A 15,606-nucleotide genomic window follows, 5' to 3' on the forward strand; every position below is an offset into this window, starting at 1 on the left:
CCATGCCGCCCAGCGCACGCATCACGGACGCCCACACCTGCCCCGTTCACGGCGGCGGCCCGGTCTGCGTCGGCGACGCGACCATCATCGTCGGCAACGTCCCCGCGGCCCGGTTGGGCGACGGGCTCATCTGCCCGTGCGGCCCCGACCTCATCTCGCAGGGCGAGAACACGGTGATCTTCGGCAACATGCCGGCCGCGCGCCTCGGCGACGCCACCGCCCACGGCGGCGCCCTGGCCCAGGGGTGCCCGACGGTGCTCATCGGCTCGACCGCGCAGACCGAGGCGCTCAAGACCGACAAGCCGTTCTGCGAGAAGTGCCCCTACGAGCAGCGGCCGCCCGAGCTCGAGGGCTTCCCGCCGGTCATCATCGACGCCCACATGCACATCCAGAGCGGCAACTGTGCCCCGCTGCCGCCGCTGCGGGCCAAGGCCATGGGCGTGCGCATCGATCGCGGCACCGTCAACTTCATGGCCGGCGTCCCGATCCTCAGCTCGCTCATGGTCGGCGACATGGGGGAGGTCGCGCCCGAGCCGACCCACGTGGTCGGCGAGCGGCTCATCAGCGAGAACAACGGCATCGATTTCCTGGCCGGCGGCGCCGGTGGTTACTTCGTCGGCATCTCGATCGTGCTGACGATGGACATGGACTTCTGCCACCTCGACGGCTACGAGGGCCTGCACATCTATCAGGAGGACGAAGAGGGCCGGCGCTGGTACGCCAACCGCAAGAACGGCACCCAGCGCTACGAGGACTGCCGGCGCGTCTACCTCGACAGCAACGAGGACCTGCCGATGGACCACGAGGAGGACAATCCTCAGGCCCAGGAGGGCGCGATCGACAGCTCGCGCCAGTTCGACCGCTACCTCAAGGACATGCGCTCCAACTGCTACGAGACCTGGCGGCAGCAGCGGCGGCGCACCGAGATGGTGGCCGCGCAGAACCCCCTGCGCCTGCTCCCGCTCTACCACTACGAGCCGCGCCGCTACATCTCGATGGAGGCGCCCGACGCCCCGTTCCAGAACCTGGTCGAGAACGGCGGCCTCTACGTCGGCCTCAAGATGTACACCTCGCAGGGCTACATGCCGAAGGAGTCGACCGAGCGCGGCAAGAAGACCGGCGACGTCACCCGCGCCTTCTTCAGCCGGCTCGCCGGCGAGGGCCTGCCGCTCCAGACCCACTGCACCCCGGAGGGTTGGTACACCCACCACCGCGAGCTCTACATCGACCTCGCCAGCGACGAGATTCGCGACCAGTACAAGCACCCGATCGACGGCTCGCTCGACGACCGCGAGCGCATGCAGTACTTCCAGGACCACTTCGTGCACCCCGAGGCGTGGCGCCTGGTCATGCAGGACAACCCGTCGCTGCGGCTGTGCCTGGCCCACTGGGCCTCCGACAAGCGGCTGTGGCGCGACAACGTCGCCGACTTCAAGAAGCCGATCATGACGCGCGAGGAGCTGCGCGAGTTCCAGAAGTGGGCGATCGGCCGCAATGGTTCGCGGTACTACCGCAACATCCACGACCTGTGGTCCGAGTCGCCGTTCGCCAGCAAGGCCATGCCCTCGGTCGACGCCAAGGACACCATCTACGCCAAGAGCTGGATCCGCAGCATCGTCGAGATGTGCGGCGAATACCCCAACTTCTACACCGACCTGTCCTACCTGCCGATCTTCGAGAAGTACGAGGCGTGGGGCGGCGAGGACGTGCCCTACTGGCACCAGTTGGTCGAGATCCTGCGCGAATACCCGCACATGGTCGACAAGCTGATGTTCGGCACCGACTGGTACATGATCCTGATGGACAAGCTCGGCTACCGCAAATGGTACGAGGAGACCATCAAGGCGCTCGAGGAGGTCTCCAAGGCGCTCGAGGGCCAGTGGTCGGCCCACTTCCTGTTCCACCAGTTCGCCATCATCAACCCGATCAAGTTCTACCGGCTCGACAAGATCGTCGACAAGCTCAAGGCCAACCTCACCACCGCGATCGGCCGGCTCGACGGCGGCGACAAGGCCAAGATGTTGTCCGACCTCGAGCGCCGGCACCAGGTGCTCGCGGCCGCGTGCGACCAGGCCCGCCTGTCGCGGATGCAGAGCGCGGTCAAGCAGGGCCCGCTGCGCTTCACCGGACCGGAGGGCTGGCAGTGATCGTCCAGCCCGGCCCCGACGTCGAGCGCCGCGAGCTGCTCGCCGTCGCCTTCCACAACTACCCCCTCGACGACGCCCTCGTCGCCTGCCAGATCCCCATCGGCACCCCCGGCGGCGCCGCCGTCATCTCCTACGAGAACGCCCTCTGCTCGCTCCACGTCGACGAGCACGGCGCCGCCATCCGCGAGCTCATCACCGACGTCGTCCCCGCGATCGCCCCCGGCGACCTCGCCCCGGTCCACCCCGCCGTCCCGGGCCCGGTCTGCACCTACCTGCAGAGCCGACGCATGATCCGCTACGACCTCGCGGCCCACGCGACCCGCCAGCTGCGCATGCTCCACGGCGACAACACCCTGCTCGCGGGCGCATGGCTCTCGGGCCAGGAGACGCGCCTCGCCGTGCAGGTCGAGGACACCAGCCGCTACGACGACGGCGGCCTGGTGCTCGGGCGCATCGAGGTGTTCGACCTCGCCACCGACCGCCGCCTCGGCGCCGCTCCGCTGCCGCGGGCCCGCGACGCCGGCCAGGGCTGGGCGGCCGGCGCCGACATCGTGGCGATCGCCCAGAATGGCGGCCTGGCGGTGTTCACCGCCGATTTCGCCCTGCTCATCGAGCACCCGCTGACCCGCGCCGCCCGGGACGCGCTCGCCGAGGCTGGCGCGTCCGAGGTCCACTCCTTGCGGATCCACCCCACGCAGCCGCTCGCGGTCCTCGCCGCCTGCACCGCCGACACGATGGGCGTCCGCGACTTCACGCTCCACCGGATCACGTGGAGCGCGACCGGCAGCTTCGAGGTGCGCCGCCTGGCCAAGCTGCACGCCGTCGGCGACGTCGGCTTCGGCGCGTTCGCCCCCGCCGGCGACGCCCTCGACGTCCGCATCGCCACCGGCGGCGTCACCTGGATGATGCTCGCCGTCGGCCCGCACGCGCTGCTCGACCTCGGCCCCTCGCGCGGCCTGCAGGGCGCCGGTTGGTCGGGCCCGCGGCGGTTCCTCGCGTTCGAGCGCGGCGCGGCCCAGATCGCCGTATGGAACCTGCCCGAAGGGACAGCATGAGCGCGCGCGGCATCGTCGAGCTGTGCTGGGGCCCGCAGCAGGGCGCCAAGGCGGTCGTCACGCCCGGGCGGCCGCTGACGCTCGGCCGCGACCCGGCGGCCTCGCTGGTGCTCGACGACCCGACCGTCGCCCCGGTGCACGCCGCCGTCGAGTGGGACGGCAGGACCGCGCGCCTGCGCCACCTCGGCGGCCCGGCCCTGACCTTGCTCTCGGGACAGGCCGTGACCACCGTCGCCCCGCTCGAGCACGCCGCGTGGATCCGCATCGGCGGCACCGACCTCAGCTTCCACGTCGAGGCGCTCACCCCGGCCCCCTGGTCGCGCGAGCCGGACGACGAGGTCGCCGCCGAGGCCGCGCTGGCGCACCTCCAGCGCGTCCCCGGCCCGCTGTTCGCCGTGCTCGACACCGCCTGCGAGCCGCGCATCGCCGAGCTCGTGCGCGAGTCGGTGGCCCCGTGGCGCTCGCTGTTCGACGGGGTCGAGGGCGCCCGCCTCGCCGACGCCGCCCCGCATGTGGTCTCGCTGTCGGCCGACCCGCGCCTGTGCGCCGACCTCGTGCGCGAGGGCTGGGGCTACCGCTGGGGCGTGCTGCTGACCAGCGACCGCTCGCTGTTCGAGGTCCGCCAGCACCTGCGCAAGTTCCTCCTGGTCCAGCGCGAGGGCACCCCGGAGCCGACCTACTTCCGCTTCTACGATCCCGGCGTGCTGCGCGTGTTCCTCGACACCTGCACCCCGACCGAGCTGTCGCAGTGGTTCGGCGGCGTGATCCGCTGCCACCTCGGCGAGGACCTCGACAGCCCGACCGGCTGGTGGCGCTTCGACGCCCGCTGACCGCCGTTCGGACATGTCCCTTGTGGCATGTCCGAACGGACATGCTCTAAAATACAGGTGGCCCCGCTCACGGGGAGGCGAACGACGGGATGTCGATCTTGTCGAGGCCGCGCAGCGAGACGCTGACGCCGCCGCCGATCCAGATCACCGGCGCCGCGATCGTCACCACCAGCCCCACGAGCACCGCCGCGAGCGCCGGGCCCCGCATCAGCCCCGCGCGATCGCCTCGCCACAGCCGCACCCCGGCGACCACGGCGACCACGCCCGCCGCCGCCTGGGCGACCGCCGGCACCAGCATCAGCGTCACGCCGGGCTCGCGCAGCCCAGACGCCAGCAACAACCACAGCAGCAGGTGCACCACCGCCAGGCCCGCGGCGATCTGCGTCCAGCGGGCCGCGAACACGCGCCCGGCCGCCAGCGAAACCTCGGGGTCGGAGCCCATGCCCCAGCTTCGTCGATGTCGCGCAGCCCGTCGAGGCCCGGCTCCCAACGCTCCCCCGACACCTCGATGGAATCGCGCGCGCCCTCTTCACACCGTGATCACGACCTTGCCCTGCGTGTGTCCGGCCGCCACGTGCCCCAGCGCTGCCCCCGTCTCGGCCAGCGCGTACGTATGCTCGATCACCGGCCGGAGCTTGCCCGCCGCCACCAGCTCCGCCAGCAGCTGTAGATCGGCCTGGCGCGGCGCCGTCATCAGCGACGCCATGCGCGGCCCCGGCAGCGCGTTCCGCAGCATCATGCGCGTCAGCCGGCCCATCGGCCCCAGCCACTCGCCGCCTCCGCCCGCGCAGGCCACGTACACCCCCGTGGGCGTCAGCAGCGAGCGGCAGATCGCCAGCGACCGATCGCCGATCATGTCGAACACCACGTCGTGGCGCTCGGGCAGCGCCGCGTAGTCCTCGCGGGTGTAGTCGATCACCCGCGCAGCCCCGAGCGACATGACCGTTTGCACATGTCGGGTGCTGCACACCGCCGTCACCTCGGCCCCGAGCGCCCGGGCCACCTGCACCGCCATCGTCCCGACCCCGCCCGACGCCCCGACGATCAGCGCCCGCTGCCCCGCCTGCAGCTTGCCGACGTCGCGCAGCCCCTGCAGCGCCGTCATCCCCGCGTCGGGCAGCGCGGCCGCCTCGGCGAAGCTCGCCTCCGCCGGCATCACCGCCCACCGCTCCGCCGGCGCGCGCACGTACTCGGCGAAGCCCGCCTGCACCAGCCCGAACACCCGCTGGCCCGGCGCGAACGCGGTGACCCCCGGCCCGACCGCCGCCACCACCCCGGCCACGTTCTGCCCGGCCACCCGCTGCTTCGGCCGCCGCAGCCCGAACATCAGCCGCAGCAGATACGGCTTGCCCGTCAGCAAGTGCACGTCGCCCCTGCTCACCGACGCCGCATGCACCCGCACCAGCACCTCGCCCGCGCCCACCTCCGGGCGCGCGACCTCCTCCAGGCGCAGCACCTCGGGCCCGCCGTAGGCCGACTGGACGATCGCGCGCATGCTCGCGGGCAGGGCCTGCACGGCCGTGGAAGGATGGATGGAAGCACTCGCGCCGTTCGCCATGGTCATGTCGTCTCCGCCGGAACTTACGCTGTAAGTTGACCGCCAGAAGAGTAAAGCTTACACCGTAAGTTATGGCAAGCACGAAAGCGCCGAAGCGGGCCCAGACCCGCCGCAAGCCGGCCCGGCGGGCCCCGCTGAGCCGCGAGCGGGTGCTCGCCACGGCCATCGAACTGGCCGACGCCGAGGGCCTCGAGGCGCTGTCGATGCGCAGGCTCGCGCAGGCGCTCGGGGTCGAGGCGATGTCGCTCTACAACCACGTGAAGAGCAAAGAGGACGTGCTCGACGCGATGGTCGACCTCGTGATCGGCGAGATCGAGGCGCCCGCGATCGGCGGCGACTGGAAGGCCGCGCTGCGTCGGCGCGCCGTCTCGGCCCACGCGGTCCTGATGCGCCACCGCTGGGCCCCGCAGCTGGTCGTGTCGACCCTCAACATCGGCCCGGCGATGCGCCGCTACGTCGACGCCACCCTCGGCTGCCTGCACGCCGCCGGCTTCTCCTACGCCGAGGCCGACCACGCCTGGAACGCGCTCGACAGCCACATCTACGGCTTCACCCTGCAGGCCCTGAACTTCCCGCTCGAGCCCTCCCAGTACGCCGGCGCCGCCGCCCAGTTCCTCCACCTCATCCCGCCCGAGCAGTTCCCCCACATGCACGCGCTGTCCCTGCTGGTCATCGACGGCGAACACGACGGCCTGCAAGACTTCACGTTCGGCCTCGATCTGCTGCTCGACGGCCTCGAGCGGCTGCTCGGCGCCAAGAAGCCGGCGGTCTAGCTCCGCGTCCGCGTGGACGCGGATCGGACGTGACGACCCGTGACGGGGAGCGTCGTGGGTTCAGGATCCCGTCACCACGGTCACCCACTGGCTCGTGTATTTGTTGTTCTGAGTCGGCGGGCGCACGTAAAACAGGGTCTCGTAGGCGGACGCCCAGTTCGCTCCGGCCAGCAGCTTCCACTGGCGGACGAATTCGCTCGCGCTCTGCGGCGTGCTGATGCGGATGGAGCGGTCGAGGTAGGTTTGGATGAGGTAGGCGGAGCCACCGGCGTCGAAGAAGACGTTGAAGTTGTGATTGGCCCCGGAGACCTCGAATGACATCGAGAAGTTGACGAATGTCTGCGCGGCGAATTGATCGGGCCATTGCGACGGATCCACTCCGTAGTTCCGCTGGACCTGGGTGCCGCGTGACGCGGTCTCCACGAATTCCAGGTTCGCCCCGGCGAAGTAGTTGCAGGACCAGCCGCTATTGCTCATTTTATCGCTCGAGAGCGACGGCAGGCTGAAGTTCTTGTCCAGCTCGTGGAGAGCGTCGTTGGTGGCCGCGAGAACCAGAGAATTGGTGATGGTGGGCATGGATTCCTCCTGAGCCTCGGTGTTACCGAGAATGTCGTCGAGCCCGCGCCGGTGCACGATGCGGATGTCCATCAGCAGAGCGCAGCTGCGGCCGGACGTCCAGCGATAAATGGCGTGGGGCAATGGGCGATTGCGATTCCTTCGGCGTATCGTTGTTCGCTCCCGCCGGCCGAGAACGCGGGAGGAGCCCGGGGTCAGTGGCCGACCCGCCAAAGCCCCTCCGGCCGCAGCTCCGCGGCGCTTCGGCAGCGGCCGGGACGGCTCACGCCCTATTCTTTCGCGAGCGGTTCGTCCGGCAATGGCTGGCAATGCGCGTTTCAAGGGGCGGCATCGCTCGTCACACCGTCTGACCAGCGAGCGCCCATTGGGCGCCCCTCGGGCGCCCATGGGCGACGCGAACTCGCCGCGACGTCCGTGGTTCTGCCGCCGCCGGACGACGACGAACCCTCCGCGCCGGCACGAACGCCGCCGCGGGTTCCCCCGCGCTTCGTGCTTTGCGCGTCGTCAGCCGGACGAGCGCCGGACCTCGTTCGACCGCTTGCGCAGCGCGTCGAGCTTGGACATCGCATCGGCGACCGTCGAGACGCTGTCGCGTGACAGTGTGAGCATTGCGCGACAGCCGGTGCAGACGAAGGTCTCGCCGCGGAGGAGCGCGTGGGCGTCGAAGACGATGATACCGCCGCAATCAGGGCAGGAGATCTGGCTGCTCATGGCTCACCTCGTGGACTCGAGAACATACGCGGTGGGTTCGATCGTGAACGGCCCACGCGCGACGCACACCGCGTCGTCGCGCGCGGGCCCGGGCCGCGAGAGCGGGCTCAGGCGCTCGACGGGTCGCTCGGCATCGTGATCGGCGTGATCGAGTTGGTGAACGCCTGGATGATCGTCGTCACGCCCTGCGGCAGCGGCAGCTGGCCGGCGTGGACCCGCACGCCGTACTTCGCCGAGTTGCTCTTCTCGTAGTGGGTGTCGTGGCTGGTCGCCCGGGCGCTGTCGTACGACACGCTGCCGGTGACCGAGGCCGAGAACATGCCGAAGCCGACCTTGGCCGAGAAGGTCGACGAGGCCGCCATCTTGTCTTCGGTGGTCTCGTTGCTGGCCTCGCTGTAGCTCGACTTCACCTCCATGTCGAAGGTGATGTCGACGTTGTCGACCGCCAGCGAATTGAGCGGGAGGATCGTCAGCAGCGGCAGCGAGAAGGTGGTCGTGACCTGGTCGATGCTCGGCTTGCTGTCGGCCACATCCGGGTCGGCCGGGATCAGCACGCCGCGCGTCAACTTCATGTCGATGATGATCGGCGAGTACGTATCGACCTTCTCGTCGCCCTCCCCCGTCGACTGGATCGCAAAGGCCGTGTCGAGCAAGAACCGCGTCTGCGTGACGGCCATCATGTTGTTGGCCTCGGCGGCCGCGAGCAGCGGGGCGCCGATGAGGTCGCTCATCGGGAGCCCGGTGAATTGTTCTGCCATGGATACGAGTTGTGGTTCAGCCATTGTCGTCTTCCTCTCTCATGCCTGTGTTACGATTCGAAGCAAAAGGAAACCGATGCGGCCGGTTCCGGCCGCCGAACGATCCGCGCCGCGGCCCGGTTCAGCCGGGGATCTGGGCCCGGAGGGCGCGCTCGTAGCCCTCGACGATCAGCCGCAGCCCCTGGCTCGACGGCATCTCGCCGAGCACGATCTCGAGGGTCGCCGGGCGCCTGCCGGACGCCTCGCCGTCGACCTCCGCGCCGGCGGAGCGGGTCGGCACGCCGGCCGCCAGCGACTCGCCCTGGACGCTGAGATCGAGGTCGGTCTTGAGGCGCAGCTCGGTGATCTGCGCGAACGAGATCGGCGCGAGGGCGATCAGCGGCACGTGCACGGTGTGGACGGCCGGGCCCTCGCGGGTCATGTGCGGGTATTGAATGGCGGTGGTCTTGGGCCGCAGGGTGGTGGTGGCGCGTCGCTGCGACTTCAGGGCCCCCGCGGCCCGCTCGAGCGCCTCGGCGGCCTGACGAATCGCCTCGGGGTCGCCGGCGGCGCTGGCGGCCTCCGAGGCCGCCAGCGCGTCGGCGGTGGCCGCCGCGACCTCCGGCGACGGGTCGTCCTCGACGGGCTCGAAATAGCCGTGAAAGAGCTCGATATTGCGAGCGGCGAGCGCGTTCGCTGCCTCGGCCACGCTGCGCTGAACGGCCGCCACCAATCCGTCGAGGTTCAACATCGCGGCTGATTAGAGTCGATTCGCGGTGGCGGGTCAATACAATTCGCAGCGCGGCGCATCGACTTAAAATGCACATTGACCGTGAGCAGCGCCGCTCATTTTGCTTACGCTGTTATGTCGTGACTCGGCGGCGCCGCGGCAGCGGCGGAACCACTATAAAGGACGCTGCCAGGGACGAGCCGCGCCGCCCTGTCCTCGCCTGCGCCCGCCCCCGAGGGCGCACGCGGCTTCACGGCCCGCGCCGCGCCGCGGCCGGGCTTGCGCGCACAGAAACGATCACCGGCCGATGAACCGGGGCCGCGATTGCGCATTCGCGGTGACGCGAATGCACAGAGCGTCCGCGTCGGCTCGGAGCTGCGCGCCGAGCCGATCGCGCGGGCGACGTCGAATCCCCTGAATCGGAGAGTACAACCATTATGGGCGCCTGGGGGCGCCTGGGCGCGCCCGGGCGCGCCCGGGCGTTCGAATGGGTGAGCGCGCTTTCGGGGTGACCTTGTCAGGCGATTTAAATAGGTGGTTGGCGCTTGACGGAAAGCGGGAGAACCAGCAATATCACGGCGGACGGGCCGCGTGTCGCGTGTCCGGCGATCCATTCGATTCTCATCGACGCCGCGTCGGTGTCAGGCCGTTGCGCCGCGATCATGAAGGAGCATCCCGTGCCATTCACAATGTATCGAGCCGACACCCGTACCCCAGGAGAGATCAAGAAAGCCGGGGGGTTCCAGGCCAAGGTCCCGCTGACCGTGGCGCAGGCCCAGGGCTTGATCCGACGCGTCTCTATCGACGCGAACTCCCCCGTCGACATCCCGCACCGGGCGATGGAGCTCAGGGACGCCTTCGCGGATCCCGCAATGGCCGGGAAGCTCTTCGGCCTCCTCGCCCTCTACCAGGGGATCCGCAAGGGGAAGAGCGGGACGACTGTGCACATTTCGACTTCGGCGAACCAGGGCACCGGCGGATACGACGGCAACATCTACGAGATCGTGACGCCGTTCGATCAGCTCTACGAGACGCCGGCAAAGCGAAATGGCCTCGGCGATCCCCGGCTGGTGGCGTCGTACGAGGACATGGCGAGAGGCGTCAACCCGAGCATCCTCACCGATCGTGACAATATCGACAGCGCAGCCGAGCTGATCGCCGTCTACAATTCCGGGCAGGGCTCGCAGGAGGTGGCGTTCTTGACCGACATCCCCCTGAAGTGGATCGAGCGCGTCAAGCTCGACGGCTCCCGGGATTGGCAGATGATGTCGGCCGTGCTCGCCGGGTCGTCGTCGGCCACGTCGTAAGATCGGCACGACGTGCGCTCAGCCGGCTCGAAGAGGCATGATCGTCGAGGCGTCGAGCTCGCGACGCCCCGAGGCCCATGACGCAGACCCGCTCGTGAACCCCGGCGCCTCGGTCGGCAGGTGCCGTCGACCCGGGCGCGATGGGCACGCCTCGGCGGGCAAAGACAAGGGAGGGCCGAGCGCGGTTCCGGAGCCAGCGCGGTCCACCGATGGCTCGCATGGATCGCCGCGCCCTGCAGCCTGGCGGGCGACCATTCCGCCGAATTTGAACATCGGGAGGCTCCTCGTTTCTCGGGTGGGCTGTCCTGCGACCGCTCATTGCGGGTGTCTCGGTGGATCGGGCCGCTCCGTCCAGGCTCGTCGGAGGATGACCAGCCAGCGCGACGCCCACGGGTGAAGAGCGACGGCCGTCCCGTTGCGATCCAAAATTCTTCGATCTTTTTTCTCGCCCTTCGAATGGCTCATCTTCGCGCCGGGGCAGGGCGAATCGACCCCATCTCGATCGAGCTCGTTCACCCCGCAACCGCCGCCGCGCCCCCGGCATCCGGCGCGCCCTCAAGGCTCGCCGGGCCACGTCTGCAGCGAGCCGCTCGGCGAGCCGTCGTGGATCCGCGGCCAGCCGTTCTCCCACCACACCCGATCGACCAGCACCGTCCTGCCCTTGCCCCCGTCTTGGGTGCCGTTCCCGGCGTTCGTCCACGCGTGATAGACGAAATAATCGAGCCCGCCGACCGGCAGCAGCGTGCCGTGGCCCGGCCCGACCCACCGATCGTTGTTGACGAGGATCGGCGGCCCCAGCTTCTCATAAGGCCCGAGCAGCGACGCCGAGCGGGCGACGCCGGTGCGGTAGCGGTGATCGTAGACGTTGCCGCTGTACAGCAAATAATAGTAGTCGTCGCGCCGCACGATCCACTGCGCCTCGACGACCCCGCCCTCCCACGAATTGGGGTCGTTCGTCAGGATCTGCACCGGCTCGTCGGCGAAATCCAGGCCATCGGGGGTGAGCTGGCGGATGAAGATCGGCGTCGGCTGGCCCTGCGAGTTGCCGTCGATCTTGTAGGTGAGATAGGGGACGCCGGCATCCTCGTAGAAGCTGGCGTCGATGACCCCGAGCGGATGCTCGACCAGCGGACCGGGGCGCTCGGTGTAGGGCCCGAGCGGGTCGTCGGCGTAGGCGGCACCGATGCTGAGCACGTTGCCGCCGTTGACCGTGGTGAAGTACGCCATGTACTTGCCGCCGACGCGGTGCAGCTCGGGTGCCCAGTTGCGATTGCCGTTGGCGGCCCACGCCGGCTTGCCGTTCGGCAGCACCGCGGCGCCGGTGTCGTTCCACAGCACGAGGTCGCGCGAGTGGCGGATCGGGAACGAGCCGCCGGTGCACACCATGTAAAAATGCGGGCCGTCGGGCTGTTCGACGCCGAGCACGCCGGGGTCGGGGCAATCGAACGGGATCACGGGGTTGCCGTACGGGGGCTTGGGCGGGCGCAGCTCGGCGGGCGGCTCGGCGGCGAGCAGGTTGTCGAGCGGGATGACCTGCTCGGCGATGGCGTCGCTCGACCACAACAGGCGGGCCGACGCCTCGATGTCGATCTCGAAGTAATCGACGCGGATCGCCGCCGGCACCCCGGCCGTCAGCTCGACCGACGCCTCGTTGCGAGTGACGAAGTGGGGGATCCAGTCATCGATCACCAGGGCGTCGTCGACCCACACGCGCACGCCGTCGTCGGTCTCGGTGATGATGGTATAGGTGCCGGTCGCGGGCGCGAGCAAAGAGCCGGTCCAGCGGATCGAGTGACGATCGACCGGGAGCGACGGATCGGGCGCGTCGAGGCCCCACACGAAATCGAGGCCAGGGTCGATGCGCGTCATCACCGGATCGATGTAGGTGGCGAAGTATTCGGCCCGCAGGCCGTTCACCGGCGGCGGCGGTTCGCTGGTCGAGCTGTCGCTGGTCTCGCTGGTCTCGCTGGTCTCGCTGGTGCTGGCCTCGGTCGGGCGCCCGGTGGTGGTGGTGGGCTCGGTCTCCGCGGTGCCGGTCTGCGCGTCGGTGGCAGCACCCGTCGAGGTCGTGGTGTCGGCCGTCGCCGCGGACGTGGATGAGCCGGCGTCGCTGCAGGCGAGCACGGTGAAGACAGGGGCGAGCGCCGCGAAGCTGCGTGGGTGCATCGCCGCGGATGCTACTCAAGGCAGGGTCGAGATTCGGGCGTCTGCTGATGCAGCCCGTGCAGACCCGATCACCCCATCAGCCAGTCATGGGGGGCGATGCCAGGGCACTCGTCCCGTCATTCGACCCGATGTTTCCTGCCCACACCCTGGTGCTGCGAAAGCGACAGGCCCGCTTCGCGTGGGTCCCGTTCGTGAATCTCAGCAGCGTATGGGCATACGCTAGCGCACCACTTCGAACATCCCGTCGATACGGCTGATGAACACCGGCAGCGACCACGCGTTGCCATCGGCCGCCTGGCCACGGAGCACGGGTTGGTCGTCGCGCGTGCGCGGCTCGACCACCCGACCGTCGCAGCACAGGTGCAGCACGATGTCGTCCGGGCGCAGCGGCTCGACCGTCCACGCGTTGTCCTTCGCCAGCTCCGTGAACTGCTCCTGCAGCCCTGCGCGGGCCGCCGCGGGCGTCATCCCGTAGAGCGGCGCCAGCTCGGCGAACTTGATGCGCAGGCGCGACAGCAGCCCCGGGATGTCGCCCAGCGACAGATCGGCGTGCAGCGCGTCGAGGAACATCAGCAGCTCCGCGGTGGTCGCCGCGTCCAGCTTCATCGGCGTCGCCGTCTGCCAGGCCCACGTCGGTCCCCGCGGCAGGCGAAACTCGTACGCGATCCGCAGCGGCAGCGTCGGCGGCGGGTCGTCGGGCAGCGGCGCCCACGTCAGCCCGTCGATCGGCACGTCCTCCCCGGCCGGCACGATCTCCCCGAGCGGACCGACGCAGCGCTGCACGATCAACCGGCGCGGCGACAGCGGATCGACGATCGCGCCCGGCGGCGCGATCGCGTCGACGCGGACCGCGATCTCGTTGTCGCCGCTGACGAGCCACTCGCTGACCGAGGGGATCGCGGTGTACGGCGCGTCGACCGGGGTGCGCAGGATCGGCGCGCGGTTGACGAACACCTCGCAGGCGTAGCCGTGGATCGAGACGTTGAGATAATCGACGGTGGACACGATCGTCACAGGATGGTTCGGGACCAGATCGGCCGCTTTTCCCACAGCGTGGCCGACTTCGTCACGCTGAAGAACAGCTTGCTCTTGGCGGTGAAGGTGCCCTTGCCGGCGGAAAGGTCGAGGTTGGCCTTGAGGGCGAACGGGGCCAGCTCCATCACCGCGGCGCCCTCGAAGCCGGCGTTGATCTTGCCGACCACCTCGACCCAGTCGCCGAGCGCCCCGCGGACCCCGATCTCGCCGCCGACCGCCGGCGGCACCGTGACCGTCGCCGCCGGCCCGGTGCGGTCGGGGTTGGCCTCGCGCGTGAACGTCAGCTTGAGCTCACCGGTCACCGCCCCGTACACCTGGGCCTTGGCGCTCAGCAGCTCGAGGCCGAACGCGATCTCGGCCTTGGCCGACACCAGCGTCAGCGCCACCTCGACCTTGTAATAGCGGTAGACGGTGTGATTCTTCGGCCACTCTTTATAGCCCCACTCGTACTCGAGGCTGCCGGCGAACACCTCGACCTCGACCGAGAAGGTCCAGCCGATCTTCGGCATGCGGTTGGCGATCGCCTTGAAGAACTCGATGAGCCCGAGGATCTGCTTGCGCAGGGTCAGCAGGAACTCGATGAACTCGGCGGCCTTGAACGACTGGGTCCAGTCGGCGCCGTTGCGCGTGAACGTGAAGCTCTTGGCGGTCGACAGCGCGCGGCCGTCGGGCGCGTCGCTGCCCTCGTACTTGTCGGACGAGTAGTCGCGGCCGCGGATCGTGCCGAGCTGCTGGGTCTGCGTCACCGTGCCGTGGCGGTTGCCGACCGACTCGGTGCGGCGATACAGCTCGGTGTTGCCGGTCGTCCGCATCTCCTCCTTGGTCGACTGCGACGTGCGCGCGAGCCCGCGGGTGTCGCTGCTCGAGCTCGAGCTGCCCTGGACCTTGCCCTCGCTGTAGCGCGAGTCGGCGCGCTCGCGCTTGCGCACCGACGGGATCTGCAGCCCGATCTTGAAGATGTCGGGCGGGTAGACCGCGACCTTGTGCTTCCAGCTGTAGAACGCCTTCGGCTGCGGCGCCGGGCGGGCCCCGCAGGCCGCCATCGTGAACACCCACATCGCCGGCGGCGGGAAGAAGAACTGGCGCAGGCCGGCGAAGAAGCCGATGCGCGTGATGTTGGCGAGGCGGTTCTTGAACCAGTTGGGCTCGTACGAGACCGCGACCGCGTGCGTCGGTCCGCGCAGCACCTTGACCTCGCCGCGGCCCGCCGGCGGCTGGACCGTCAGCGCCGGGTGGCCGGGCGAGTAGCCGGGGCCGCCCGAGGCCTTGACGGTGATGGTGTCGGGCTCGATGACCTCGAACCTGTCGGTGACCGCCGGGTTGCGCTTGTTCGGCGAGTGCACCTGGTTGGTCATGATCTTGCCGCGACCCATGTCGAGCCAGAACGCGACGCTCTTGATCTCCCGCTTGTCGGCGACGCCGCAGTGCTTGCAGCTGAACTCGAGCTTGTCGAAGTCGCACGGCGGGACCTTGCGCGGCTGCTGCTTCTGGCAGGTCGCGCACGGCTTGTTGGCCGGCTGACCGGCCTTGCTCTTCAGCGCCGGCGGCGGCGTCTTGCGCGGCGAGGGCCGGGCGGGTCTTTGGGCTGGTCTTTGGGTCATGTCTCCGCCGGGCTCTGGTAAAGGCTGCCGAGCAGCTCCATCGGCTCGGGCCACGATTGCAGCTCGTCGAGGTTGTGAAGCACGCCGATCGCGTCGTCGGAGTCGGCGAACCGCTCGTCGAAGCGCGACGCGACCTCGAGGTGGCGCAGCAGCGAGACCTCCTCGACCAGCCCGAGGGCGAGCCCGCGGTCCAGCCGGCGCTCGACCCACGCCGCCGCGACCTCGTCGCTGGCCTCGTCCCACCGCTCGGGGTGCGCGTCGCGGAGGTGAGCGACCGCCCCGACGACGAACCGCCGCCGCGACAGGGCCGTGAGGGCATCGATCTGCGGGCGACGGATCTTGAGCATGCGCAGCAGCCAGGCGGCGGGCCTCGACCATAG

General features: G+C 69.6%; 15 protein-coding genes. 5 read left to right on the forward strand and 10 right to left on the reverse strand.

Annotation, left to right across the window (positions count from 1 at the left end):
• The first annotated feature begins 2 nt into the window (after positions 1 to 2).
• The 3 genes from POL25_RS07905 to POL25_RS07915 are packed head-to-tail and all read left to right on the forward strand — an operon-like array spanning position 3 to position 4,032.
• On the forward strand, positions 3 to 2,147 hold the full coding sequence (locus POL25_RS07905; protein WP_272085301.1) for a PAAR domain-containing protein: 2,145 nt from the start codon (positions 3 to 5) through the stop codon (positions 2,145 to 2,147).
• Complete coding sequence (locus tag POL25_RS07910) at positions 2,144 to 3,202, forward strand: hypothetical protein (protein ID WP_272085302.1); 1,059 nt, start codon at positions 2,144 to 2,146, stop codon at positions 3,200 to 3,202. Before POL25_RS07905 ends, POL25_RS07910 begins: the two co-directional genes overlap by 4 nt.
• Positions 3,199 to 4,032 carry a DUF4123 domain-containing protein gene (locus POL25_RS07915; RefSeq protein WP_272085303.1) on the forward strand — a complete coding sequence of 278 codons (834 nt, stop codon included), beginning with the start codon at positions 3,199 to 3,201 and terminating at the stop codon, positions 4,030 to 4,032. Before POL25_RS07910 ends, POL25_RS07915 begins: the two co-directional genes overlap by 4 nt.
• A 67-nt stretch (positions 4,033 to 4,099) precedes the next feature.
• Here POL25_RS07915 and POL25_RS07920 read toward each other — a convergent pair whose 3' ends face one another.
• Positions 4,100 to 4,474, reverse strand: coding sequence for a hypothetical protein (locus POL25_RS07920; RefSeq protein ID WP_272085304.1), 375 nt, complete (start codon positions 4,472 to 4,474; stop codon positions 4,100 to 4,102).
• An 87-nt stretch (positions 4,475 to 4,561) separates the two neighbouring features.
• Positions 4,562 to 5,548 (reverse strand): NAD(P)-dependent alcohol dehydrogenase, encoded by a 987-nt coding sequence (locus POL25_RS07925; RefSeq protein WP_272085305.1) that lies wholly within the window; start codon positions 5,546 to 5,548, stop codon positions 4,562 to 4,564.
• 113 nt (positions 5,549 to 5,661) lie between these two features.
• On the opposite strand from POL25_RS07925, the gene POL25_RS07930 reads away from it, so the two are divergent.
• Complete coding sequence (locus tag POL25_RS07930; protein WP_272085306.1) at positions 5,662 to 6,363, forward strand: TetR/AcrR family transcriptional regulator; 702 nt, start codon at positions 5,662 to 5,664, stop codon at positions 6,361 to 6,363.
• Positions 6,364 to 6,423: 60 nt separating this feature from the next.
• Here POL25_RS07930 and POL25_RS07935 read toward each other — a convergent pair whose 3' ends face one another.
• From POL25_RS07935 to POL25_RS07950, 4 genes are all read right to left on the reverse strand, one after another.
• A complete protein-coding gene (locus tag POL25_RS07935) occupies positions 6,424 to 7,011 on the reverse strand; it encodes a hypothetical protein (protein WP_272085307.1) in 588 nt (195 codons plus the stop codon).
• A 432-nt stretch (positions 7,012 to 7,443) separates the two neighbouring features.
• Entirely contained in the window at positions 7,444 to 7,650 is a 207-nt protein-coding gene (locus tag POL25_RS07940; protein WP_272085308.1) for a hypothetical protein, read from the reverse strand.
• Positions 7,651 to 7,757: 107 nt separating this feature from the next.
• Complete coding sequence (locus POL25_RS07945) at positions 7,758 to 8,408, reverse strand: DUF2589 domain-containing protein (RefSeq protein WP_272085309.1); 651 nt, start codon at positions 8,406 to 8,408, stop codon at positions 7,758 to 7,760.
• Between the two features lie 121 nt (positions 8,409 to 8,529).
• Positions 8,530 to 9,138, reverse strand: coding sequence for a DUF2589 domain-containing protein (locus tag POL25_RS07950; protein WP_272085310.1), 609 nt, complete (start codon positions 9,136 to 9,138; stop codon positions 8,530 to 8,532).
• A gap of 524 nt (positions 9,139 to 9,662) precedes the next feature.
• On the opposite strand from POL25_RS07950, the gene POL25_RS07955 reads away from it, so the two are divergent.
• The gene (locus tag POL25_RS07955; protein ID WP_272085311.1) at positions 9,663 to 10,424 is read left to right on the forward strand and encodes a hypothetical protein; all 762 of its coding nucleotides are present in this window, start codon (positions 9,663 to 9,665) and stop codon (positions 10,422 to 10,424) included.
• A 555-nt stretch (positions 10,425 to 10,979) separates the two neighbouring features.
• Here the strand turns inward: POL25_RS07955 and POL25_RS07960 are convergent.
• The 4 genes from POL25_RS07960 to POL25_RS07975 all read right to left on the reverse strand — a co-directional run bounded on the left by POL25_RS07960 (position 10,980) and on the right by POL25_RS07975 (position 15,573).
• The gene (locus POL25_RS07960; protein ID WP_272085312.1) at positions 10,980 to 12,590 is read right to left on the reverse strand and encodes a family 43 glycosylhydrolase; all 1,611 of its coding nucleotides are present in this window, start codon (positions 12,588 to 12,590) and stop codon (positions 10,980 to 10,982) included.
• 219 nt (positions 12,591 to 12,809) lie between these two features.
• A complete protein-coding gene (locus tag POL25_RS07965; protein ID WP_272085313.1) occupies positions 12,810 to 13,595 on the reverse strand; it encodes a hypothetical protein in 786 nt (261 codons plus the stop codon).
• 5 nt (positions 13,596 to 13,600) lie between these two features.
• Positions 13,601 to 15,226 (reverse strand): hypothetical protein, encoded by a 1,626-nt coding sequence (locus POL25_RS07970; RefSeq protein WP_272085314.1) that lies wholly within the window; start codon positions 15,224 to 15,226, stop codon positions 13,601 to 13,603.
• Complete coding sequence (locus POL25_RS07975) at positions 15,223 to 15,573, reverse strand: hypothetical protein (RefSeq protein WP_272085315.1); 351 nt, start codon at positions 15,571 to 15,573, stop codon at positions 15,223 to 15,225. Before POL25_RS07975 ends, POL25_RS07970 begins: the two co-directional genes overlap by 4 nt.
• Between the last annotated feature and the right edge of the window lie 33 nt (positions 15,574 to 15,606).

The sequence above is a fragment of the Nannocystis bainbridge genome (assembly GCF_028368995.1).
GTDB classification, from domain to species: Bacteria; Myxococcota_A; Polyangia; order Nannocystales; family Nannocystaceae; genus Nannocystis; species Nannocystis bainbridge.